Source organism: Micromonospora sp. NPDC048894 (genome assembly GCF_040649765.1).
Lineage (GTDB): Bacteria > Actinomycetota > Actinomycetes > Mycobacteriales > Micromonosporaceae > Micromonospora > Micromonospora antibiotica.
Genome location: NZ_JBEZFY010000001.1, coordinates 416599 through 439159, shown reverse-complemented (window position 1 = coordinate 439159; position 22561 = coordinate 416599). Strand labels below are relative to the sequence as shown.

The following is a 22561-nucleotide window of genomic DNA, read 5'->3' as shown; positions in this document are numbered from 1 at the left end:
GGTCGCCGTTCACAGGGCACGGGTGCGAGGGTGCGCGGAGGGCGATCATGGCTGAGCAAGAGGTTCCGGTGCGACACGTCGACCAGGGATCCGTGCCCGACCCGGCCACCGGCAGCCCGGACCGACCCGTCGTGTCCGCCGACGCCCCCGACCGGTCCGGTGCCGCGACCTCCGACCCCCCGGGCCGACCCACCGAGGCCTCCGGCCGGCCCACCGGAACCGCCGACACCCCGGCCCGGCCAGGTCCGGCCGCCGACGGGTCGGCCCGGCCTGGCCCGACCGCCGACGGGTCGGCCCGCGCCACGGCCAGCGTGCACACCATGACCGTGCCGCCCGAGGGCGACGAACTGCCCTCCGGGGTGGCCACCGCGACCACCTACCGGGCGGGCAGCCCCACCGCCGCCGGCCCGTCCACCGTCCCCGCCTCGCGAACACCCGAACCGGGTGACCCGGCTCCCGGCGGTTCGGGCCCGGTCGGCCCGGCCACCCCGGGCGGTGTTCCCGAACAACGCGGCGGATCGGACGGCGGGACGGCCCGGGCCAGCGTTTCGGTCCCCGGGCTGAGTCGCATCTCCGCCGCCGAGGCCGAAGGCGCGGCAGCGGGCGCGGGGACCCGGCCCGGTGACGCGGCCCCCGGGGTGTACCGGTCGGCACCGGTCAGCCCGGAGCCGCCCGAGCCGGCGCAGCCCCCGACCCCGGCCCAGCCACCCACCCCGCCGACCCCGGGGCAGCCCTCCACCCCACCGGCCCCGGTCCAGCCGCCCACCCCGGACCCGGAGCCCGCCCCCGAGCCGTCGCCGGCCCCGCGGCCGTCGCCCGTTCCCGAGCCGGCCCCGAGTCCCACGCCGTTCACCCCCGAGCCGCCCGCGCCCGGCCCGTTCCCCGCGCCGGTCCCGCCGCTGCCCGGCCCTCCGCCGGGTCCCACCCCGGTCCCGCCCGGTCCGGTCCCACCCGTGCCGGGGCCGCCGGTGCCGCCCCCGGGTCCGGTGGTGCCGCCGTCGCCGGCACCGCCCGGCCCGATGCCGGCGCCCCCGTTCCCGCCGCCACCGGCCATGCCCGGCCGCGCGACCCCGACCGTCCGGGCCAGCGCCTCCGCGGTCGTCCGCACCGCCGCCGGCACCGCCAATCCGCCCCCCGCCGGCACCGCCAATCCGCCCCCCGCCGGCACCGTCGGCCCGCCCGCCGCCGGCACCACCAGCCCGCCCGCCGCGACACCGTCAGCCCCGGCACCCGTCGCCTTCACCGCGCCCACCTCGGCGCCGCCGTCCGTGTCCGCGCCCCCGCTCCCGCCGGCCGCTGCCGTCACCCCACCCGCATCCCCGCCCCCACCCACCTTCACCCCACCGGCGTCCGCGCCCCCGGCACCGGTGGCGAGCACCGGGTCGGGTGCCGTCGGCGCGACCACCCCGACGTTCCGGGCCCCGGTCGTGCCCGACCCGTCCGCTGACGGGGCGACGTCGGCGCTGCCGGTGGTGCCGGCACCCGCACCGCCCGAACCACCCCGCTTCGCCCCCGCCCCGGTCGGGACGACCGACGGCGTGGCCCGCCCCGCCACCGGCACCTCGTACCGGGGCGGTCCGGACCTGGCGAGCATCGGCTACGGCGGCACCGACGGCCCGGGGCACTCCACGATCGCGTTCCCGGCAGCCAACCCGGTAGAGAACTCCGGCTCGCTGACCGGGCACATCCTGGCCCAGGGGTGGTCCGACACGCCCGCCCCGCGATCCCGGACCACCCGGGTGGTGATCGTGCTCGCCGCTTCACTCGGGCTGCTGGTCGCGATCAGCGTGCTGGTCGTCCTACTCGCCAACGACGTGATGGACGGGCTGGTCGGCAACATGCTGTCCGAGTGAGGCCGGGCCGACGGGGGCGGCACGCAGGTGCTGGTGGGCGTATCCGTCGGGCGGACGAGGCCCACCGGATCGGGGTGAGTCCGCCCACTACCGGCTCGGGGTTCACTGGCGGCACCGCCGGATCGCCGTACACTGGTCGGGATCACTGACCTGGCGCGCGTGGCGTGCCCCTGGGCGATCTTGCGGGCGATTCGGCGGCGTACCTCATGCTGCGGCGGGCCATCGCGAAGATGCGCCCCGCTCGAAAGGCCTTTCTTGACCACCTCTGTTGACTCCGGCACCATTCCGTCCGCCCACGACCTGCCGACCGGTGACGCCACCGGCAACGAACCCGCTCCGGCCGCCCCCGTCGTGGGCTTCGCCGACCTGGGACTGCCCCGGCAGCTGGTCGACACCCTCGCCCGGCAGGGCATCACCACCCCGTTCGAGATCCAGCGGGCCACCCTGCCCGACGCCCTCGCCGGCCGCGACGTGCTCGGTCGGGGCCAGACCGGCTCCGGCAAGACCCTCGCCTTCGGCCTGCCGATCATCGCCCGGCTGGCCGAACGCAACCGGGCCCGGCCGCTGCACCCGCGCGCCCTGGTCCTGGTCCCCACCCGCGAGCTGGCGATGCAGGTCAACGACGCGCTGCTGCCGCTCGGCAAGGCCGTCGGGATCTTCCTCAAGACCGCCGTCGGCGGCGTCCCGTACGACCGGCAGGTCGACGCGCTGCGCCGGGGTGTCGAGATCGTGGTGGCCACCCCCGGCCGGCTCGGCGACCTGATCAACCGGGGCGTCTGCGTCCTGGACGACGTCGAGGTGACCGTGCTGGACGAGGCCGACCAGATGGCCGACATGGGCTTCCTCCCCGAGGTCACCGAGTTGCTCGCCAAGACCCCGTCGAACGCCCAGCGGCTGCTCTTCTCGGCCACCCTGGACGGTGACGTCGACATGCTGGTCAGGCGGTTCATGACCGACCCGGTGACGCACTCCACCGCCCCGTCGACCGCGTCGGTGTCCACCATGGACCACCACCTGCTGCTGATCCCGCCGCACGACAAGTTCGCCGTGGCGGCGTCGATCGCGGCCCGCCCCGGCCGGACCATGCTCTTCGCCCGTACCCAGCTCGGGGTCGACCGGCTGGTGGAGCAGCTCGGCGCGGTCGGCGTACGGGCCGGTGGGTTGCACGGCGGCAAGACCCAGCGGATGCGTACCAAGACCCTCGCCGAGTTCAAGGAGGGGCGGATGGACGTGCTGGTCGCCACCGACGTGGCGGCCCGGGGCATCCACGTCGACGGGGTCTCCCTGGTGCTGCACATCGACCCGCCGAAGGACCCGAAGGACTACCTGCACCGGGCGGGTCGTACCGCTCGGGCCGGCGAGTCGGGCGCGGTGGCCACGCTGGTGCTGCCCAAGCAGCGGCGGACCACGCTGGCGATGATGGAGAAGGCCGGCGTGTCCCCGGCGGAGACCCGGGTCCGGGTCGGTGACGCGGTGCTGACCGAGCTGACCGGGGCCCGTGAGCCGAGCGGCGTCCCCGTCGTGGTCCGCGAGGAGCCCGAGCCCCGCCGGCACGGTGACCGCCCGCGCCGCTTCGGCGACCGGGACTCCCGCAGCTACGGCGGCAACCGTGACAGCCGGGGCTACTCCGGCAGTCGCGACAGCCGGGGTCACGGCGGCGACCAGGGCTACGGCGCCCGGCCGGCCGGCGAGCGGAGCTACGGCGACCGGCCCACCGGCGACCGGGGCTACAGCGCCCGGCCCAGCGGCGAACGCGGCTACGCCGGCGACCGGGGTTACGGCACCCGACCCACCGGCGACCGGAGTTACAGCGCCCGACCCACCGGCGAGCGCGGCTACGGCGACCGGCCCACCGGCGACCGGAGCTACAGCGCCCGACCCACCGGCGAGCGCGGCTACGGCGACCGGCCCAGCGGCGACCGGAGTTACGGGGATCGCGCACCGGCCGACCGGGGTTACGGCGACCGCAGCGACAGGCGTTTCGGTGACCGGGGCGAGCAGCGTTTCGGTGACCGGGACACCCGGGGCGAGCAGCGTTCCGGGGAACGCCGGTTCGGTGCCGGTGAGCCGCGTGCCACCGACCGTCGGGGCGGGTTCCGCACCGAGGGCCGGGTCCGCGACGACCGGCCGCGTGACGACCGGCAGGGCTTCGGCGGTCGGCCCCCGGCGCGTACCCACTGATCCGTGCTGTCCGACGCCGCCCCGGAGCCCGCGCTCCGGGGCGGCGTTCGCGCATGCGCTGCCGGCTGCGTCCGGCTGGCGTAACGTCCGGACCATGGCACGATCACTGTTCTGGAGCCGGACGGACACTGCCGGGGCCGAGTACGCCGTCCTCGACGACGGCCCCCGGTTCGCCGCGCACGGCACCCAACTGGCCGTCGACCCGGTCCCCCACACCTGCCGCTACCGGCTGGTGACCGGCGCGGACGGGGGCACAGACTCGCTCGCCGTGGAGGCCGAGGGGGCCGGTTGGTCGCGGACCGTACGCCTGGAACGCGGGACGGACGGCTGGCGGGTGACGACCGGCGAGCAGGGCGACCTGGACGCGGTGCTGCGGGCGGCCGGGCAGCCACCGGCCGGCCTACCCGGCATCGAGGACACCGACCGGCTGCACGACGCCGTCGACGTCGACCTGGCCGGCTCGGCGCTGTTCAACAGCCTGCCGATCCGCAGACTGGGGTTGGCCGGGGCGACGTCCAGCACCGAACACCGGATCACCGTGGCCTGGGTGCTGACGCCGAGCCTGGAGGTGGTGGCCGGCGAGCAGGTCTACACCGCGCTCGGGCCGGGTCGGGTGGGTTTCACCAGCGACACCTTCCGCACCGAGTTGGAGGTGGACGGCGAGGGGCTGGTCCGGCACTACCCCGGCCTCGCCGACCGGGCGGACCTGGGCTGATCCCGCCCTCGCCGGGGAGCCGGCGGACGGCTGGGGTGGGCTCGGCCTGTCCGAGGAGCAGCATGGTCGGCAGCCGACCGCACGGCGGCTGGAGCCCGCCGGGTTACGGCCGCTACCCGGCGGCGCGGCACGTCCACGGTGTCGACCGCGGTGGGACTGCCGGCCAGCCACCGCGACGCCGTCAGGTCGGCCAGTCGCCGGTGGTGAGGAACCGGTCGATGGTGGCCAGGTGCGGGGTCAGGTCGAGGCCCTGTGCGGCCACCCACCCGTCGTCGTAGTAGGTGTCGGTGTACCGCTCCCCGGCGTCGCAGATCAGGGTGACCACCGAGCCCGTCCGACCCTGCGCGAGCAGCTCGGCGATCAACCCGAACGCGCCCCACAGGTTGGTGCCGGTCGAGCCGCCGACCCGCCGGCCGAGCACCGCCGAGCCGGCCCGCATGGCGGCCAGTGAGGCGGCGTCCGGCACCTGGGTCATCCGGTCCACCACCGAGGGGAGGAAGGACGCCTCGACGGTGGGTCGACCGATCCCTTCGATCCGGGAACCCCGCCCGGTGCGTACCGACCAGTCGGCGGCCTGCCACGCCGGGTAGAACGCCGAGTTCTCCGGGTCGACCACGCAGAGCTTGGTGGGCAGCCGCTGGAAGCGGGCGTACCGGCCGATGGTGGCACTGGTGCCGCCGGTGCCCGCACCGACCACGATCCAGGCGGGCACCGGGTGCCGTTCCAGGGAGAGCTGGGCATAGATCGACTCGGCGATGTTGTTGTTGCCCCGCCAGTCGGTGGCCCGTTCGGCGTAGGTGAACTGGTCCATGAAGTGCCCGCCGCTGTCCTCGGCGAGCCAGCGCGCCTCGACCACCACCTTGGCCGGGTCGTCGACCAGGTGGCAACGCCCGCCGTGGAATTCGATCTGGGCGATCTTCTCGGGTGAGGTGGAGGCGGGCATCACGGCGACGAACGGTAGCCCGAGCATCCGGGCGAAGTACGCCTCGGAGACCGCCGTCGAGCCGGAGGACGCCTCGATCACCGTGGTCGCCGGCCCGATCCAGCCGTTGCAGAGCCCGTAGAGGAACAGCGATCGGGCCAACCGGTGCTTGAGCGAGCCGGTGGGGTGCACCGACTCGTCCTTGAGATAGAGGTCGATCCCCCACTGCCGGGGCAGCGGGAACGGCAGCAGGTGGGTGTCGGCCGACCGGTTGGCGTCGGCCTCCACCGCGGCGATCGCCTCGGTCACCCAGACCCGGCTGGCCTCGTCGCACCGCTCCAGATGAGTCACGACGGCAACGGTACAAGCGAGGTCGGCTCGCGTTCGGGTCGACCCGGCATCCGCCGCCGACGGCGGGGACGGCCACGCTGCGCGTACGGCCGACGGGAGGGGGACCGGTGGGTGGCGTGCCGGCCGGTCAGGAGGCCGGCGGGTCGATCGGCTGGGGCCGGTTCTCCCACTTGGTCGACAGCGCGATGCCCGTGCGGGTGGAGGCCACCCCGGGGGTACGGCTCAGCCGCACGATCAGCTGCTCCAGCTCGGCGATGGTGCCTACCCGAGCCTTGAGCAGGAAAGACTCGACGCCGGCCATGAAATAGCAGGATTCGATCTCGGGCATCTGCCGGAACGTCTCCAGCACGTCGTCGGTGTCCCCGCCGGAGTCCTCGACGATGCCGATCAACGCGGTCACCCCGAGGCCGATGGCTTCCGGCTCGACCTCGGCCCGGTAGGCCCGGATGACGCCGCTGGACTCCAGCTTGCCGACCCGTTCGTGCACGGCCGGCGCGGAGAGGCCGACCTGCCGGGCCAGCTCGGCGTACGACAGGCGGGCGTTACCGCGCAGTAGTTCGACGAGGCTCCGGTCGATCGCGTCCACGGAGGGTGAGCCTATCCGTTGGGGCGTAACGTCCGGCGACCGGCATCCGTTGGATCTGACAGCAGGTGACAGTTCGCAGACCGACGGTCAAGGGAGTCCCGCGCCGGTACCATTTACTAACTTCCCACTCCGTGCGTTTTTCGCGTTTGGCGGACAGGCCAGTTCGCTGGTGCTGTAATTGCCATACGTCCCTCATGACGGCTCTGGGCTCGCACCGGCCGGGGGCAGTGTGTTCAGCCGAGGGCTTCGTCGACGCGAGGAGGGGGCTGTGGACACTGGAGATCGCCTGCTGACACCGGGTGAGGTCGCCGCACTGTTTCGGGTGGACCCGAAGACTGTGACGCGGTGGGCGGCGGCCGGCCGGATAGGCAGCATCCGGACTCCAGGCGGGCATCGCCGGTTTCGGGAATCCGAGGTGCGGGCCCTGCTGGAAGGGGAGGGCATGTTGGACGAGGCGGATGACATGGGCAAACCACGCAATGTGGGCCCAGCCGCCTCGACCGGGCCGGGTCCGGCCAATGCCGGGATGTACTGAATGGTGCGAGACGGACGCGCGGGCCGGCCGAAAGGTCCGGCCCGCCGCCGCTTGACCGGGTAGCGGCCGGCCGGGACCGATCGTTGCGCCCCGACACCCGTCCCGGTCGACGACGGCGACCGGCCACACGGCTCGGTAGACGGCAGCAGCCAGGCACATCTCCCGGCGGCCGGGCACAGTTCCGGTCGCCCGGAACCGGCCGGGCACACGTTCAGGCGGCCGGGCACACGTTCCGGTCGACGGCGGCGGTCGTGGTGGTCAGCGCCCGGCGGCCAACTGGCCCGCCCAGCGCCGGAACAGGGTGTGCGGCACCCCCAGGGCGTCCAGCACCTTGCCGGCGACGAAGTCGACCAACTGCTGAGCGGTGGCCGACGCCCCCGCGCCGTAGAAGCCGGGGCTGGCCGGCAGCACCACCGCACCGGCGTCGTGCAGCGCGATCAGGTGTTCCAGGTGGCTGCGGGTCACCGGGGTCTCCCGGGGCACCAGCACCACCGGCCGCCGCTCCTTGAGGTTGACCTCGGCGGCGCGTTGCAGCAGATCCTTCGACAGGCCGATGGCGATGCCGGCGCAGGCCGCCGTGCTGGCCGGCACCACCGCCATCCCGCGTACCCGGTAGGAGCCGCTGCTCGGGCCGGCCGCGATGTCGCCGGCCGGCCAGTGTCGTACGTCGTCGCCCGTCAGGTCGCGGCCCAGCCAACCGGCGAGGTCCTCGGCCCAGTGGCCGTCCCGGAACGGCCGGCCGGTCTCGTCGAGAACGGTCAACCGGGCGGCCCGGGACACGATCAGATCCACCGGCTGCCCGGCGTCGAGCAACCCCCGGACGACGGCCGCCGCGTACGGGGTGCCGGACGCCCCCGAAACCCCCACCACCCATGGTTCGCGCATACGCCCAGCCTGCCTGGTGTACGCCGGCAGCCGCCGCCCACCCCCGCAATCGCCCGTCCGCTCCGGCGGTCACACTCTCCGCGCGTCCCGACCCGACGACCGCATCACGGGGCGGGACCGGTTGATCCACTCACCGTCGTCATGCCTGCGGACCAGGCGTTCGTCGACCAGCCCGGACGGCGCGTCAGCGGCGGACCTGCGATGCTGCGATCGGATGATCCACATCGTACGGGGGAGACATCGGTAATGGTCGACGAGATCCTCTGGTCGTTACGGTCGGCGTGCCCGATCCCTCCCCGGCTCTCCCCGTACGCCGAGGGGGTGCAGGACTGGTTGTTGGACCGCTTGCCCCGACTGGGCCTGCCGTTGGGCACCGAGGCGTTGCACCGGCTCGACCGGGCGGGCTTCGCCCGGTACGCCGGCCGCCTCTATCCGGACGCGAGCGAACCGGACCTGCGTACCGTGGCCGCCCTGTTCACCTGGTTCTTCCTGGTCGACGACGCCTGCGACGGGCCGGACCGGCTGCCCTCGGAGCAGATCCGGGCCCTGCGGCGAGGGACGCTGACCCTGCTGCACGACGGCCCCCGACGGCGACACCCGAACTTCGGTGGTCCGCTGCGCCGGCTGCTGGTGGAGGCGTGGCGGTCCCCCCGCCGCCGGATGCCGGCGCGCTGGCGGCTGCGGTTCGCCGACGCGGTCGGCGACCACCTGGACGGCAACTGGCGGGAGGCGGTGGCGAAGGAGAACGGGCGGGTGCCCGGGGTGGCCGAGTACATCGCGCTGCGCCGGGCCACCTCGGCGGCGTACGTGTCGTATCCGCTGATCGAGTTCGTCGGGGGCCGGGTGCTGCCCGACGCGGTGTACCACCATCCACTGCTGCGCCGGATCGGCACCCTCGGCAACGACCTGCTCTCCTGGTACAACGACCTCGCCTCGATGGAACGGGACCGGGTCACCTCGGGTGGGCACAACCTGGTGCTGGCGCTGGCCGCCGAGCGGAACGTGCCGGTGGCGGAGGCGGTGGAGCTGGTCGCCGAGCGGTGGCGAGACACGATGGCCCGCTTCCAGGCGCAACGCGCCGCGGTCCCGTCGTTCGGCCCCGCGCTGGACGAATCCGTCACCGCCCACCTCGACGGCATAGCGAACGCCGTCCGCGGCACCATCGACTGGACCCTGGAAAGCGCCCGCTACCCCACCCACCCCTAACCCCCACCCACCCTGCGCCGCCCGGCCCGCCCCGGCCCGCCCTGCCCCGGCCCGCTCCGCCCCGGTGATCAAGAGGTTTGCGTCAACTTTGATCTTCAAGTTGACGCAAACCTCTTGATCACCTGACGCAAACCTCTTGATCACGGGGGGCGAGGGGGCAGGGGGAAGGGCAGGGGGCAGGGGCGAGGGGAGGGGGCGGGGTCAGGCGCGGAGGTTGAGACGGAGTACCAGGTCGAGTAGGGCGAAGGCGAACAGGGCGATGCCGACGAAACCGTTGGCGGTGAAGAAGGCCCGGTTGACCTTGCTGAGGTCGGTGGGGGTGACCACCACGTGCTGGTAGCCGAAGGCGACCGCGGTGAGCGCCAGCCCGATCCACCAGGGCCAGCCGTAGCCGACCAGCGCGCCAAACCAGACGAACAGGGCGAACGTCACCACGTGCGCCACGGTGGAGGCGTGCAGCGCGAAGCGGCGGCCGTAGCGGGCGGGGACGCTGCGTACCCCGATCACCCGGTCGACCTCGTCGTCCTGGCAGGCGTAGATCAGGTCGAAGCCGCCGATCCACAGGCCGACGGCCGCGCCGAGCAGCCAGGCCGGCCACGAGCCGGCGAAGGTGCCGGTGACCGCCAGCCACGCGCCGACCGGGCCGACCGCCTGCGCGATGGCCAGGATGGCGTGCGGCCAGTCGGTGAACCGCTTGCCGTACGGGTAGACGACCAGCGGGATCACGGCGAGCGGGGCGAGCAGCAGGCAGAGCGGGTTGAGCAGGGCGGCGGCGGCGAGGAAGACCACCAGCGCGACGGCCGCGCCGGTCCAGGCCGTCCGCACGCTCACCGCCCCGGTGACCAGTTCCCGCCCGGCGGTACGCGGGTTCCGGGCGTCGATCCGCCGGTCGAGGATCCGGTTGGCGGCCATGGCGAACGTCCGCGCCCCGACCATCGCCACGGTGATCAGCAACAGGTCGAGCCAACGGACCCGACCGCCGTTGACCTGCATCGCGGTCAGCGCCGACAGGTAGGCGAACGGCAGCGCGAAGACGGAGTGCTCGATCGCGACGAGCTTGAGGAAGGACTTGACCCGGCCGGGGCGGGGGGCGGGCGCGACGGCGGTGGCCATCAGATGCCGTACTCCTTCCAGCGCTTGTCGACCAGGGAGGCGACCTCCGGTGACATGGTCATCTCCTCCGGCCAGCCCCGGGTGTAGCCCTCGGTGGGCAGCTTGCGGGTCGCGTCGACACCGACCTTGCCGCCCCAGAACTGCTGGTAGGACGAGTGGTCGAGGTGGTCCACCGGGCCCTCGGTGAGCAGCAGGTCGCGGGCGTAGTCGACGTTGCCGAAGGCGCGGAAGGCGACCTCGTGGTAGTCGTGCACGTCGCAGTCGGAGTCGACGATCACGATCAGCTTGGTCAGCGACATCAGGTGCGCGCCCCAGATGGCGTTCATCACCTTCTGCGCGTGCTTGGGGTAGCGCTTGCGGATCGACACGATCGCGCAGTTGTGGAACACCCCGGCGGCCGGCAGGTCGTAGTCGACGATGTCCGGGATCATCAGCTTGAGCAGCGGTTGGAAGATCCGCTCGGTGGCCTTGCCGAGGCCGTGGTCCTCCTGCGGCGGCTTGGACGTGACGATCGAGTGGTAGACGGGGTTGCGCTGCATGGTCATCGTCTCGATGTGCAGCACCGGGAACGGCTCGACCGGGGTGTAGAAGCCGGTGTGGTCGCCGAACGGGCCCTCGGGCAGGCGTTCGCCGGGTTCGAGGTAGCCCTCCAGCACGATCTGCGCGTGCGCCGGCACCTGCAACGGCACGGTCAGGCAGTCGACCATCTCGACCCGTTCGCCGCGCAGGAACCCGGCGAACAGGTATTCGTCGATGTCACCGGGGAGCGGCGCGGAGGCGGCGTAGCTGACCACCGGGTCGCAGCCGATGGCGATGGCTACCGGGAGCCGCTGGCCGAGCCGCTCGGCGACCGCGTGGTGGGCGGTGGAGTCCTTGTGGATCTGCCAGTGCATGCCGAGCGTGTTGCGGGAGTGCTGCTGGAGGCGGTAGAGGCCGAGGTTGCGCTTGCCGGTCTCGGGGTGCTTGGTGTGGGTCAGCCCGTAGTTGTGGAAGATCCCGCCGTCACCCGGCCAGACCTGGAGGCCGGGCAGCCGGTTCAGGTCGACGTCGTCACCGGAGTAGACCACCTCCTGGCAGGGGGCGGTCTTGACCTTGCGCGGCGGCACCGACTTGAGCTGCATGACCTTGCCCAGGCCCTCGCGGATGCCGGACCAGCCGACCGGCAGCTCCGGCTTGATCAGCGCGCCGATCCGGTCGCCGATCTCGTCGAGCGATTCGACGCCGAGCGCCATCGCCATCCGCTTCTCGGTGCCGAACAGGTTGATCGCCACCGGCATCTCACCCCGGGTGGGCCGCTCGAACAGCAGCGCCGGCCCGCCGGCCCGGACCGTCCGGGTGACCACCTCGCTGATCTCCAGCGTGGGGTCCACCGGGACGGTCACCCGCCGCAGCTCGCCCGCGCGCTCCAGCGCCGCGAGAAAGTCCTTGAGATCGGTGTACGGGAAGCCACGAGCCGCCATACGGCCAGTCTCCCGCACCGCTGCCGGCACCGCCCACGCCGGGTGGGGCCGGGCGGTGTGCGTCTCCCCACCCGGGCCGGCACGCCTCCCCACCCGGGCAGGCGCGTCTCTCCGGCCGACAGTTGCTCGTTGCACGGGTGACGGTGGGGCGGGTGCCAGCCGGCGACGTCGGGACGGGGGCGGGGGTCGGGATGGGGGCGGGGGTCGGGATGGGCGACGGACGGGTTCCGGCGGGGTTCACCGAGCAGCGGGCGCAGGTCGGTGACGTGGCGATCAACTACGTCCGGGGCGGCCGGGGACCGACCCTGGTGCTGCTGCACGGCTATCCGCAGTGCTGGCGGATGTGGCGGGCGCTGCTGCCGGAACTGGCCGCGACGTACCAGGTGGTCGCGCCCGACCTGCGCGGTTTCGGCGGCAGCGACGCCCCACCCGACGGGTACGACAAGAAGACAGTCGCCGCCGACCTGCACGGGCTGCTGACCGGCCTGGGCCTGGCCGACGACATCCGGCTGGTCGGTCACGACGTGGGCACCATGGTCGCGTACGCCTATGCCGCCGCGCACCCCGACTCGGTGTCCCGGCTGGTGCTGACCGAGGCACCGATCCCGGACGAGAGCATCTACACGTTTCCCGCGTTGACCGAGGCCGGGCCGGCGGTGTGGAACTTCGGCTTCTTCAGCCTCACCAACGGCCTGCCGGAGGAGCTGGTCGCCGGCCGGGAGGCGCGCTGGGTGGACCGCTTCACCGACTCGATCATGGTGAACAAAGGCAGCATCGGTGCGGACGACATCGAGGAGTACGCCCGGCACCTGACCGACCCGGCCCACCTGCGGGCCAGCTTCAACTATTTCCGGGCCTTCGCGCAGGACGTCAAGGACAACGCGGCGTACCGGGAGAATCCGCTGCCGATGCCGGTGCTGGCCGTCGGCGCGGCGGCCAGCCTCGGCGGCCAGGTCGCCGACCAGGTGCGCCGCTACGCCCGGACGGTCGACGGCCGGGTGGTCACCGACAGCGGCCACTGGCTGTTCGAGGAGCGCCCGGCCGAGCTGACCGCCCTGCTGCTCCCCTTCCTGCACGACTGACAGCCCCGGTCCGGCGAGATCGGGTCGGCCCGGGATGTCGGAATGTCGGCCCTCGGGGGCATCATCTTCCTCGATGCCCCGCCCCGGCCCGGCGTCGGTGACGCGTGCCGTCCCGGCGTCGTGCGGCAAGGCATCTCGCCAAAGGGTTATGCCGCGTCCGCCCGACCTTCGGTGGTTCGGGCGGCGACGACACGGCGCAGCACGTCGAGGGCGTGTTCGGCCTCGTCGTGGCTCACCGGCTCGGAGCGGGTGGTGACGTACCTGGTCAGAGCGTCGCGGATGATGTCGGAGCGACGGACTGCGGTTTGCTCGGCGAGGCGGTCAAGCTGCTTCACCAGCGCCACCGGCAGTCGGGTGCTGACCAGCGCCATCGGTGTCTCGGGAGCGGTGCCGGAGGCTGGCGTCGCCGTCATGGACCTGATGACCGGCGCCAGGCTGTCGGTGTGCTGGAACCATGCCACGACCTCGTCTTTGGTCATCCGCTCAAAGTCCGGCTCGGTCATAGGACTCGCCTCCTCCAATCGTCGAGGTCTGCGCCGCGCAGGGCACGCGCTCCGATGATCTTGTATGTGCTCGTCCCACCGATGCGGTCACACAGTGCGGCGATCACCCGACCGCTGTCGGCCATCCCCATGATGATGAGCAGCAGATCCCCGAGAGCACGCTCATGGCGTAGGCCCGACGGGGCGTACAGCGCCTGGGTCGTCTCGTCCACGCCGACACCGTTGCGGCTGGCGTTGTCCAGACCCTCGTCGGTCCAGACATACTCACGATCCGACACTCCTCAAGCGTAACACGTTGTAATACGCCCGACGTGGAGCTGCGATCAGGCCGCCGGCTCCCAGGCGTACGCAGTCAGGGGCGGGTCGAGTGGGGCACGGGTGAGTCGGTTGGCGAGGGTCGAGATGGTGTACGTCCCGACCCCGAGCACCACGTCCAGGGCGTGTCGGGGCCGGTAGCCGGCGTCGAGGAAGGCGGTCAGCTCGTCGTCCGGGACGTCACCGGCGTGGTCGAGGACGGCGAGGGTGAACCGGCGCAGCGCCGCCAGCCGGGGCTCGGGCAGGTCGGTGCCGTCGCGCAGCGCGGCGATCAGTTCAGCGGCGGCACCCAGCCGGTGCAGGGTGGCGGTGTGCATCGCCACGCAGAGGTGGCACCGGTTGCGGGTGGCGACCGTCAGCACCACCACCTCCCGCTCGACAGGCGCGAGGTCGGTGGCTTCGAAGGTGGCGGAGGCGGTCAGGAACCCCTTGAGCAGTTCGGGGGATTCGGCCATCAGCCCGACCGCGCCGGGCAGGTGGCCGAGCCTTCGGTGTACGCCGGCCATGGTCGCGCGGGCGGCGTCGGGCGCCGTGTCGAGGGTGTGGGTGGTGAAGCCGGGTCGGGACATGGCGGTACCCCTCACGTACGATAGTCAACGTGGTTGTCGAAACAGTAAACCAGGTTGTCGAACATGTCGATAGGTGACCCCGAGCGGCCCGGCTTTGTGCTGCCCCTGCTGCTGCTCGCCGGCTTCCGCAGCCTGGTCGACGACCTGCACGCCGAGTTGGCCCGGCAGGGGCACCCCGAGCTGCGGCCGGCGCACGGCTTCGTGCTCCAGGCCGTCGGGGTCGACGGCACCACCGCATCCGACCTGGGCCACCGCCTCGGCGTCTCGAAGCAGGCCGCCGGCAAGACCGTCGACCGGCTGGTCGCCCTCGGCTACCTGGAACGCGCCGACGACCCGACCGACGCCCGCCGCAAACTGGTCCGGATGACAGAGAAGGGCGTCGACGGGCTGCGCCGCTCGGCGGTGCTCTTCGACGCACTGCGGGAACGCTGGGTGGCCCGGCTCGGCGCGGAGCGGGTCGCCGCCCTGGAGGACGACCTGCGCGCGGTCACCCCACCGGATTCCTTCCGCCTCGACGTCCCCGGCTGGTTCGGCACCTGACCACTCCAGAGCCAGGCAACGACGATCCGAGCGCGGGACACGGCACGCTTCAACTCCTGCACCGACGATGCGGGCGGAAGCACCGGCAGGAGCAGCCCGGTTCGGGTCAGACGGTTCGCGGTGCTGCCGTGCTGGCCCGTGTCACCAGCCGGTTCGGCACCAGGCTGGTACCGGGCTCGACGGGCTGGTTGCGGATCTGTCGCAGCGCGGTCTCGACGCATCTGCGGCCTACTTCGGCGAAGTCCTGATGGATCGTGGTCAGCGGTGGGATGAACGAGGCGCTGTCCGGGATGTCGTCGAAGCCGATCACGCTGATGTCGCGGGGAACGACCCGGTGCTTCTCGTGCAACGCCCGCAGCACGCCGAGGGCCATCTGGTCGTTGCCGGCGAATACCGCGGTGCACGACGCCTCGTCTGCCAGCAGGAGGCCGGCGCGGTAGCCGGATTCGGCCGACCAGTCGCCGCGATACATCGCCGGTACGGGCCGACCCGCCCCTTCGAGCACGCAGCGCCACGCCGTCGACCGACGCCCGGCGGCGAAGGACTCCGGCGGCCCGGCGACGTGCCAGACGGTGTGGTGGCCGAGGTCGAGCAGGTGTTGGACGGCCTGCCGCGCGCCGTCGGCCTGATCGGTGTCCACCACGCTGTAACGGTCGCCGGCATCGGAGTCGACGACCACGACATGCACCCCTGGCGGGAGGACGAACATCGCGGCGTCGAGCAGATGCACCTCCATCACCACTATGACGGCGTCCACCGCCAGCTCGCCCAGTCGGGTGAACGCGCCCAGCACGCCGTGCTGGGTGGGTGTCGCCACGGGCATGAGCGTGATCACGTAACCTGCACGGCTGGCGTGGGTGGCGATCGCTTCGAGCAGCCGACTGTTTCCCGTGGTGGACAGCGTGAAGATGATGACGCCGATGGTGCGGAACTCGCCGTTCTTCAGCGCCCGGGCCGCGCTGTTGGGCCGGTAGCCCAACTGCTGCATCGCCGCGAGAACCTGTTGGCGGGTGGACGCGACAACCCCGGGATGGCCGGTGGAGACGCGGGATACCGTCTGCGCGGAGACCCCGGCCGCTCGGGCCACGTCCGCCATCGACACGCGCCGGTGGCGCCGGGTGATGCCTGACGATCCGGCGAGGGCCCGCGGCACACCGTCCGGCGATGCTGGGATCATCGCTGCGGTGCTCCTTTCGCAGCCCGGCGGGCTGTTGAACGACACGATAAACAGCTATCGGTTCGTGACGCCATCCGAGAAAGACGGTGGAGGGATCCGGAACGCCTCGTTCCGGATCCCTCCGACGTCAGGTTGGTGTCAGCCGCGGGTCCACCGCTGGTTGGCGCCTCCGTTGCAGGTCCACATGTTCACCGCTGATCCGTTCGCGGTCGCGTTGTTGGCGACGTCCAGGCACAGCCCGGACTGGACTCCCACCACTGTGTTGTTGGTGAGGGTCCACTGCTGGTTGGCACCGCTGCCGCAGTCCCCGAGGACCACCGTGGCGCCCGGCGTCGTGCTCTGACCGGAGACGCCCAGGCACTTGCCGAGCGACTGCAACTGGCGGGTGGAGGCGTTGTACGTCCACTGCTGGTTGGCCCCGGTGTGGCAGTCCCAGAGCGCCGGCCTGGTCCCGTTTGCGGAGTTGCTGTTCGGCACGTCGAGGCAACGACCCGACTGGGCGCCGATCAGCCTCGCCGTCGTCGTCCCCGTGGACGGGACCGGTGTCGTCGGCACGACGCCGCCCAGGTCGATGGTGCTGTAGGTGACGGAGTTGACGGTGCTGCCGTTGTAGCCGCCACTGAGCACCACCAGGCTATGGCCGTCGGCCAGCGGAACCATGCCGCGGCTGTAGCCGCCGGCGACCTTGGAATCGACACGGGTCCAGGCGTTCGCGGCACCACCCTGGGTGTTGACGAACACGTCGGTTGTGCTTTGCGCACTGACGACGAGGGTGCCGTTGGAGCCGCCGGTGGGAAGCCAGGTGATGTACGGGTTCCAGAAGGCGGTCTGGCCGTCGGTCGACCTCAGGACCTGGCCGGTGACCGAGCCGAACGCCTCGGGGTTGGAGGAGATCTTGTAGTAGACCGCGAGGTTTCCCGCCGGCGAGCCCCCGTACTCGTACGTCATCACGTAGTTGCCGTTCGGCAGCTTCGCAACTGTCGACATGCCGGGCCGGTCGCTCTGCGTGGAGGTCGCCACGTCGTCGACGACGGGGCCCCAGTTGATGCCGTCCGCGCTGACCTGGTGCACCAGCTTCTGGCTGTGGCTGCTGTCTCGCTCGTCGGAGTAGTAGACGATGAGTTTGTTGCCGTTGACCAGGAAGAAGGGTTCCCAGACCGGTCTGCCCGCGCCGTTGGCGATGTTCTTGACGAAGGTCCAGGTCTGCCCTTGGTTCGTGCTGGCGTACATGTCGATCTTGAACCCGGAGCGGTTACTGGGGACGGAGTCGCCGGCGGCCAGGATGGTCCCGGCGGGGAAGTTGCCGATCGCGATGGGCAGTTCGAACAGCTGTGGCTGCCAGCGCATGCCCCAGCCGTTCTGCGTGTCGGCGACTTCCGAGATCTTGGTCCAGGTGTTGCCGGTGTCGGTGCTGCGGTAGATCGGGAAGACGGGCTTGCCGGTGGTGTACTGCTCGAAGGTGGCGAGCATGGTGCCGTTGGCCGACCCGCTGTGCTCCAGCCGTATCCCCCTGGGGTAGAGCGTGCCGGGGGCGGGGGTGCCGGGCGGCGGGGTGTACATGGTCTGCGAGGAGCGGGTGATGGCCTCGCTCACCGTGGGGAGGAGGACCGTGCCGACCGCCGCGACCAGGGCGAGCAGCAGTAGCAGGACAAGGAGGGGCAAGGGACGGGAAAGCGGGGCGGCGCCGGATCTGACGCCTGTCTGCTTCGGGAACATGTGCGGCTCCAATAGCGGGGGAACGAGGTTCTCGTCCGGGTCCGCCGCGTCGGGAGTGACCAGGTGGCGGTACGGCGGAGTTCAGGGAACTGTCAGCCGGGCGAGTCGGTGTCCAGCGGCTGGTCGTTGTCCTCGTAGGGTGCATCGCCATCAAGGGGGCACGAGCACCGAGGCGGTGCGCTTGTCCAACTTCCTCATGGAGAGTCTCTCCTCGCAGACGGGTGGGCCAGGGGTCAGGGCGTCTCCCCCGCCGGCCGTCAACGTCGACCACGTCACCCTTGTCGATGTTTACGTAAACATCGACAAGCAGCGCGCCCCCATCCGGATGCCACAGTCGAAGCTGATGTCCGATTTAAGCCCTAAATTGTTTACGCAAACATCGTTCGGCGATGATGTCATCAGCCTTATGGGGCGTCAAGGTGTCAGCCAATGGGAAGGCATCACGACCACCAACGACCGCTGGCGGTCGGTACCGCTGACCGACTTCGGGAGAGATAGACGTTCTGCAGGCCAGGGGCATCGACACACCTGGTCCTCCGGTAGAGGATGGGACGCATGGACGACGCGTACACCGTGGGTGATCCGGACGGCTTCTCCCCGCTGCTGAAGGAGATCCGCGACGCGGTGGCCCGGGAACTGCACGCCCAGCTCGCCCTGCGGGCCGAGCGCATCGACCTGGCCGACGTGCCGGAGGTCGCCTACCAGGTGACCCTGGGCGTCGACCGGGTGCTCACCGGCCGACTCACTCCACCCCGGCGTACGAGTGCAGGCCGGTGAAGAAGAAGTTCACCCCGAACAGGTTCATCAGCACGGTCAGGAAGCCCAGCACCGCGATCCAGGTCGCCACGTTGCGCCGGACGCTGGGCGTGGCGCGGGCGTGCAGGTAGCCGGCGTAGACCACCCAGGAGATGAACGCCCAGGTCTCCTTCGGGTCCCAACCCCAGGCCCGGCCCCAGGCCGCCTCGGCCCAGATCGCGCCCGCGATCACCGCGAACGTGAAGATCGGGAACGAGAAGGCGTGCAGGGCGAAGGTCAGCCGCTCCAGGTCGGCCGCCCCGGGCAGCCGCCGGGCCAACGTGTACGGGAAGCTGCGCCGCCCCTGCTCGTACCCGTTGCGCAGCAGGAACGACACCGCCGGCACCACGCCCAGCAGGAAGATGCCGGAGGAGAAGACGATCGTCGACACGTGGATGATGAACCAGTACGACTGGAGCGCCGGCATCAGCGGCACCACCGGGACGTAGAGCTTCAGCTCGGCGAACGCCAGCAGCAGCACCATGACCAGGGTGAGGAACAGCCCGAGCCGGCGCAGCGACGGCCGCTTCCAGAGCACCACGAGCCAGGCGGCGGTCCCGATCCAGGTGACCGTCAGCACGAACTCGTACATGTTGCCCCAGGGCATCCGGTCGGCCGCGATGCCCCGGGTGACCAGCGCGCCGAGGTGCAGCGCGGCGGCGAGCACGGTCAGCCCGGCGGCGATCCGCCCGGCCAGCCTGGCCCGTCCCGCCGAACGGCTCGGCCGGGTCGACGACGGCGTGGTCCCGACGGCGTCGCCCTTCACCGGCGCGTCGGCCCCACCGGCAACCGCGTCGCCGGCCCCACCGACACCCGCGCCGACCAACTCCCGGGCCGGTGCGACCCGGGCCGACACCGCGCGGACGTTGCCCAGGGCGTACTCGACGGCGTGGCTGATCATCGCAACCAGGTACACCAGGATCGCGAACGTCACCAGCTGGTCGGAGACTGCGGACATCACTCGACTCCCTCTCGCGCCCGCCGGTCGGGCCGCCCGTCGTCGCGTACCGCGGCGACGAGAGACGCGAACTCCTCGGCGAACCCTGGATGATCGGTGCGCGGCAGCCCACCGGCCGACACCAAACTACTACCGCCCGTCGGAGATCCACTGTCGGGGGGCGTCACCCGGAACCAGACCCGCCGCCGCCTGCCGAACAGCGATCCCATCAGCCCGGCCAGCAGCACCACGCAGGCGCCCAGCATCAGCTTCTCGCCCGGGTCGTGCCGGACGGACAGGGTGACGTACCGCTTGGTGCCGAGGAACTCCAGCTTGCTGCCGTCGTCCAGGGTCCACGTCTCACCGGGGGTGAGCTTCTTGTTGCCGACCTGCTTGAGCTTGCCGTTGGTCACCTGCCGCTGGTCGAGCTGGTAGACCGAGCCGGGGATGCCGGCGTCCAGCCCCAGGTTGCCCCGGTAGGCGGCCAGCACCACGGCCGGGTTGCGCTCCTCCGGGAACCGCGACGACGCGAACGGCGCGGTGTCCGGGGCGGTCGGCAGGTACAACCCCTCGAAGGCGACCTGCTGGTTGGCGTCCCGCCGGCCGGTCGCCGGGTCGACGTTGGCGTCCGGGAAGGCGGCCACCCCCTCGCTGGTGAGGTTGGCGTCGCCGCTGGTCAGGAACGGCACCGTACTGGTCTGGCTGCGGCCGTACCGGTCGGTGTACTTCAGGATCGGGGCGTAGCCGTGACCCAGCAGGTAGACGTTGGCCGAGCCGAGCCGCAGCGGCGAGTTGACCGAGAAATCGGCGGTCCGCCGGTCCGAGCCGTCCGGCCGGTCCACGGTCACCGTCGCGCGGTAGCTCTCCGGCAGACCGGACGGCAGGAACCGGGCGTCGAACCTGTCGAGGGTCAGGCAGAACGACGGCAGGTCGGCGCTGTCCACGCGGGGGCCGAGCTTCGCCTCGGCGTACTGCTGGCGGGTGTTGCAGAAGGCGTTGTCCGCGCCCGTGACCAGCAGGCGGTTGCCGTGCCAGCCGTACCACGAGCCGAGCGCGACGCCGACCAGCACGGCGACCAGCGAGGTGTGGAACAGCAGGTTGCCGGTCTCCTTGAGGTAGCCCTTCTCGGCGGAGACCTCGTTGCCGCGCACCTGCACCCGCCAGCGGCGGCGGCGCAGCACCGCGGCGATGGCCTGTGGGTCGGCGGCCCCCGGCGCCTCCAGCACGGTGTGCTGCGGCAGCCTGTCCATCCGCTTGGGCGCGGCCGGCGGCCGGGCCCGCAAGGCGCGCACGTGGTCGCGCATCCGGGGCAGGATGCAGCCCACCAGCGAGGTGAACAGCAGCAGATAGATGGCGGAGAACCAGACCGAACCGAACACCTCGAACGCGCCGATCCGGTCGAGCTGCGGGGCCAAATCGGGGTGCTCGACGAAGTACCTGTCGACGTTCTCCGGGTTGACCCCCCGCTGCGGCAGCACCGAGCCGGGAATCGCCGCGACCGCGAGCAGGAACAACAGGATCAACGCGGTACGCATGCTGGTGAGCTGCCGCCAGGAGTTGCGCAGCAGGGCCAGCACCGGATTCGGCCGGCGGCGGGGGGCCTCGGCGGGTGGGCTGGCCGGCCGGTCGTCGACGGTCGTCATCAGATGCTCACCTCGCCGGGGCCCACTGTCGTCTGCAACCAGATCACGAAGCTCTGCCAGCCGCCGGTGACCAGCGCCAGGCCGATCAGGATCAGCAGCACCCCGCCGATCCGGGTCACCCACCGGCTGTTGCGCCGGACCGCCCGGAACACCCCGAGCAGCCGGTGGAAGCCCAACCCGAAGACCACGAACGGCAACCCCAACCCCAGGCAGTACGCCACCGCCAGCACCACGGCCCGGTCGGTCTGCCCACCGGTGGCGGCCATCCCCAGCACCGCACCCAGCGTCGGACCGGTGCACGGCATCCAGCTCAACGCGAACACCGCGCCGAGGACCGGCGCACCGAGCAGCCCGGCGGCGGGCAACCGTCGGATCCGCAGTTCCCGCTGCATCCCCGGGAGCACGCCCAGGTAGCTGAGCCCGAGCAGGACGATCAGCCCGCCGATGACGACCTGGAAGGTGCGCTCGTAGTCGAAGAAGATCCGACCGAACCCGGCGAAGAGGATCGCGGTGGCGGTGAAGACGACGGTGAAGCCGGCGATGAACAACAGCGTGCCGGCCAGCACCCGGCCCTTGACCGCCGCCACCGGCCGGGCCGCCGCCCGCGTCGCCACCGCCACCGTGCCGCCGGGACCGCCGTCGGGAGCCGAACCGCCGTCGGAGGCCGGGCCCTCGCCGGGTGCCGACCCGCCGCCCGGGGCGGGGTCCGCGCCGGTCGGGGTGGTCGGCCGGGCGCGGCCCTCCAGGTCGGTGCCGGCCAGCCCCGTCACGTACGACAGGTAGCCGGGCATCAGCGGCAGCACGCACGGGGACAGGAAGCTGACCAGCCCGGCGAGCGCCGCCGCACCGATGGCCAGCAGCAACGGGCCGGACTGGGCGAGTTCGCGGAACGTCTCGCCCATCAGCGGGAACCGGTCGACGCCGGCTCTTCGGCGGCGATCCGCTCGACGATCGGGCGCAGCCCGTCGGTGGTGACGGCGGCCCTGATCACGGTGGCGATCCGGCCCTGCCGGTCCAGCACGACGGTGGCCGGGATGGTGTTCGGCGGGATGTCCAGCGCCAGCGCCAGCCGGCTGGCCGGGTCGAACAGGCTCGGATACGTCACCCGACCCTCCTCGAAGGCGATCGCCTTGTCCCGGCTGTCCTGCACGTTGATGCCGAGGAAGGTCACCCCGGATGCCTTGGTGGCCTGGTAGGTGGCCTCCAGGTCATCGGCCTCGGCGCGACAGGGCGCGCACCAGGAACCCCAGAAGTTGACCACCACCACCTGGCCCCGGGCCTGGGAGGTGTCGTACCCACCGCCGGTGAGCAGGTCACCGGCGATCTTCGGGGCGGCGGAGCGTTGGTCGGGGGCGCACTCGACGATGCCGCCGTTGTTGGCGCACCGGCTCTCGTCGGTGCCGGAGGAGCAGCCGACCAGCGCCGCCCCGGCGGTGACGGCGGCGAGCAGGACGGCCAACGGCCTCCGGGAACGCAT

The 22561-nt window shown here is 72.0% G+C and carries 22 protein-coding genes; 8 read left to right on the top strand and 14 right to left on the bottom strand.

Going from position 1 to position 22561, the window contains the following annotated elements; genetic code table 11:
• Nucleotides 1-47 precede the first annotated feature (47 nt).
• The 3 genes from AB0C22_RS02070 (at nucleotide 48) to AB0C22_RS02060 (ending at nucleotide 4749) form a co-directional block, all read left to right on the top strand.
• Entirely contained in the window at nucleotides 48-1853 is a 1806-nt protein-coding gene (locus tag AB0C22_RS02070; protein WP_357532966.1) for a hypothetical protein, read from the top strand.
• Between the two features lie 300 nt (nucleotides 1854-2153).
• A complete protein-coding gene (locus AB0C22_RS02065) occupies nucleotides 2154-4034 on the top strand; it encodes a DEAD/DEAH box helicase (protein WP_357533343.1) in 1881 nt (626 codons plus the stop codon).
• A gap of 94 nt (nucleotides 4035-4128) precedes the next feature.
• Nucleotides 4129-4749 carry a putative glycolipid-binding domain-containing protein gene (locus tag AB0C22_RS02060; protein ID WP_219465812.1) on the top strand — a complete coding sequence of 207 codons (621 nt, stop codon included), beginning with the start codon at nucleotides 4129-4131 and terminating at the stop codon, nucleotides 4747-4749.
• A gap of 181 nt (nucleotides 4750-4930) precedes the next feature.
• Here AB0C22_RS02060 and AB0C22_RS02055 read toward each other — a convergent pair whose 3' ends face one another.
• Nucleotides 4931-6022, bottom strand: a complete 1092-nt coding sequence (locus tag AB0C22_RS02055) for a PLP-dependent cysteine synthase family protein (protein WP_219465810.1) — start codon at nucleotides 6020-6022, stop codon at nucleotides 4931-4933.
• 127 nt (nucleotides 6023-6149) lie between these two features.
• Nucleotides 6150-6608, bottom strand: a complete 459-nt coding sequence (locus tag AB0C22_RS02050) for an Lrp/AsnC family transcriptional regulator (protein WP_208565476.1) — start codon at nucleotides 6606-6608, stop codon at nucleotides 6150-6152.
• Nucleotides 6609-6876: 268 nt separating this feature from the next.
• Between AB0C22_RS02050 and AB0C22_RS02045 the strand changes: the two genes are divergently transcribed.
• Complete coding sequence (locus AB0C22_RS02045; protein WP_084261470.1) at nucleotides 6877-7143, top strand: BldC family transcriptional regulator; 267 nt, start codon at nucleotides 6877-6879, stop codon at nucleotides 7141-7143.
• A 258-nt stretch (nucleotides 7144-7401) separates the two neighbouring features.
• Here the strand turns inward: AB0C22_RS02045 and AB0C22_RS02040 are convergent, their stop codons facing one another.
• Entirely contained in the window at nucleotides 7402-8028 is a 627-nt protein-coding gene (locus AB0C22_RS02040) for a UbiX family flavin prenyltransferase (RefSeq protein ID WP_208565475.1), read from the bottom strand.
• 246 nt (nucleotides 8029-8274) lie between these two features.
• On the opposite strand from AB0C22_RS02040, the gene AB0C22_RS02035 reads away from it, so the two are divergent.
• Nucleotides 8275-9234 (top strand): terpene synthase, encoded by a 960-nt coding sequence (locus AB0C22_RS02035; RefSeq protein WP_357532963.1) that lies wholly within the window; start codon nucleotides 8275-8277, stop codon nucleotides 9232-9234.
• 201 nt (nucleotides 9235-9435) lie between these two features.
• On the opposite strand, the gene mqnP is transcribed toward AB0C22_RS02035, so the two are convergent.
• A complete protein-coding gene (gene mqnP / locus AB0C22_RS02030) occupies nucleotides 9436-10347 on the bottom strand; it encodes a menaquinone biosynthesis prenyltransferase MqnP (RefSeq protein ID WP_357532961.1) in 912 nt (303 codons plus the stop codon).
• Nucleotides 10347-11807, bottom strand: coding sequence for a menaquinone biosynthesis decarboxylase (locus AB0C22_RS02025; RefSeq protein WP_357532959.1), 1461 nt, complete (start codon nucleotides 11805-11807; stop codon nucleotides 10347-10349). The genes mqnP and AB0C22_RS02025 overlap by 1 nt, the downstream gene beginning before the upstream one ends.
• Nucleotides 11808-12016: 209 nt before the next feature.
• Between AB0C22_RS02025 and AB0C22_RS02020 the strand changes: the two genes are divergently transcribed.
• Nucleotides 12017-12889: an alpha/beta hydrolase gene (locus tag AB0C22_RS02020; protein ID WP_219465799.1), complete on the top strand. Its 873-nt coding sequence runs from the start codon at nucleotides 12017-12019 to the stop codon at nucleotides 12887-12889.
• A 146-nt stretch (nucleotides 12890-13035) separates the two neighbouring features.
• Here the strand turns inward: AB0C22_RS02020 and AB0C22_RS02015 are convergent, their stop codons facing one another.
• The 3 genes from AB0C22_RS02015 to AB0C22_RS02005 are packed head-to-tail and all read right to left on the bottom strand — an operon-like array spanning nucleotide 13036 to nucleotide 14291.
• Entirely contained in the window at nucleotides 13036-13392 is a 357-nt protein-coding gene (locus tag AB0C22_RS02015) for a ribbon-helix-helix protein, CopG family (RefSeq protein ID WP_219465797.1), read from the bottom strand.
• On the bottom strand, nucleotides 13389-13670 hold the full coding sequence (locus tag AB0C22_RS02010) for a hypothetical protein (protein ID WP_219465795.1): 282 nt from the start codon (nucleotides 13668-13670) through the stop codon (nucleotides 13389-13391). Before AB0C22_RS02010 ends, AB0C22_RS02015 begins: the two co-directional genes overlap by 4 nt.
• 45 nt (nucleotides 13671-13715) lie before the next feature.
• Nucleotides 13716-14291 carry a carboxymuconolactone decarboxylase family protein gene (locus AB0C22_RS02005; protein ID WP_308290977.1) on the bottom strand — a complete coding sequence of 192 codons (576 nt, stop codon included), beginning with the start codon at nucleotides 14289-14291 and terminating at the stop codon, nucleotides 13716-13718.
• 48 nt (nucleotides 14292-14339) lie between these two features.
• Here AB0C22_RS02005 and AB0C22_RS02000 point away from each other — a divergent pair, with 48 nt between their 5' ends.
• The gene (locus AB0C22_RS02000; protein ID WP_219465793.1) at nucleotides 14340-14816 is read left to right on the top strand and encodes a MarR family winged helix-turn-helix transcriptional regulator; all 477 of its coding nucleotides are present in this window, start codon (nucleotides 14340-14342) and stop codon (nucleotides 14814-14816) included.
• 106 nt (nucleotides 14817-14922) lie between these two features.
• Here AB0C22_RS02000 and AB0C22_RS01995 read toward each other — a convergent pair whose 3' ends face one another.
• Both AB0C22_RS01995 and AB0C22_RS01990 read right to left on the bottom strand, forming a co-directional pair.
• Nucleotides 14923-16038, bottom strand: coding sequence for a LacI family DNA-binding transcriptional regulator (locus tag AB0C22_RS01995; protein ID WP_357532955.1), 1116 nt, complete (start codon nucleotides 16036-16038; stop codon nucleotides 14923-14925).
• A gap of 93 nt (nucleotides 16039-16131) precedes the next feature.
• Nucleotides 16132-17655 carry a ricin-type beta-trefoil lectin domain protein gene (locus AB0C22_RS01990; RefSeq protein WP_357532953.1) on the bottom strand — a complete coding sequence of 508 codons (1524 nt, stop codon included), beginning with the start codon at nucleotides 17653-17655 and terminating at the stop codon, nucleotides 16132-16134.
• A 609-nt stretch (nucleotides 17656-18264) separates the two neighbouring features.
• Between AB0C22_RS01990 and AB0C22_RS01985 the strand changes: the two genes are divergently transcribed.
• Nucleotides 18265-18486 carry a hypothetical protein gene (locus AB0C22_RS01985; RefSeq protein ID WP_219470581.1) on the top strand — a complete coding sequence of 74 codons (222 nt, stop codon included), beginning with the start codon at nucleotides 18265-18267 and terminating at the stop codon, nucleotides 18484-18486.
• On the opposite strand, the gene ccsB is transcribed toward AB0C22_RS01985, so the two are convergent.
• From ccsB to AB0C22_RS01965, 4 genes are read right to left on the bottom strand one after another with little or no spacing between them, the layout of a single operon-like run.
• Nucleotides 18452-19462, bottom strand: a complete 1011-nt coding sequence (gene ccsB / locus AB0C22_RS01980; protein WP_357532951.1) for a c-type cytochrome biogenesis protein CcsB — start codon at nucleotides 19460-19462, stop codon at nucleotides 18452-18454. The genes AB0C22_RS01985 and ccsB overlap by 35 nt on opposite strands.
• Entirely contained in the window at nucleotides 19462-21084 is a 1623-nt protein-coding gene (locus AB0C22_RS01975; protein WP_357532949.1) for a cytochrome c biogenesis protein ResB, read from the bottom strand. The genes ccsB and AB0C22_RS01975 overlap by 1 nt, the downstream gene beginning before the upstream one ends.
• The gene (locus tag AB0C22_RS01970) at nucleotides 21084-21986 is read right to left on the bottom strand and encodes a cytochrome c biogenesis protein CcdA (RefSeq protein ID WP_219465788.1); all 903 of its coding nucleotides are present in this window, start codon (nucleotides 21984-21986) and stop codon (nucleotides 21084-21086) included. The genes AB0C22_RS01975 and AB0C22_RS01970 overlap by 1 nt, the downstream gene beginning before the upstream one ends.
• The gene (locus AB0C22_RS01965; protein WP_357532946.1) at nucleotides 21986-22561 is read right to left on the bottom strand and encodes a TlpA disulfide reductase family protein; all 576 of its coding nucleotides are present in this window, start codon (nucleotides 22559-22561) and stop codon (nucleotides 21986-21988) included. Before AB0C22_RS01965 ends, AB0C22_RS01970 begins: the two co-directional genes overlap by 1 nt.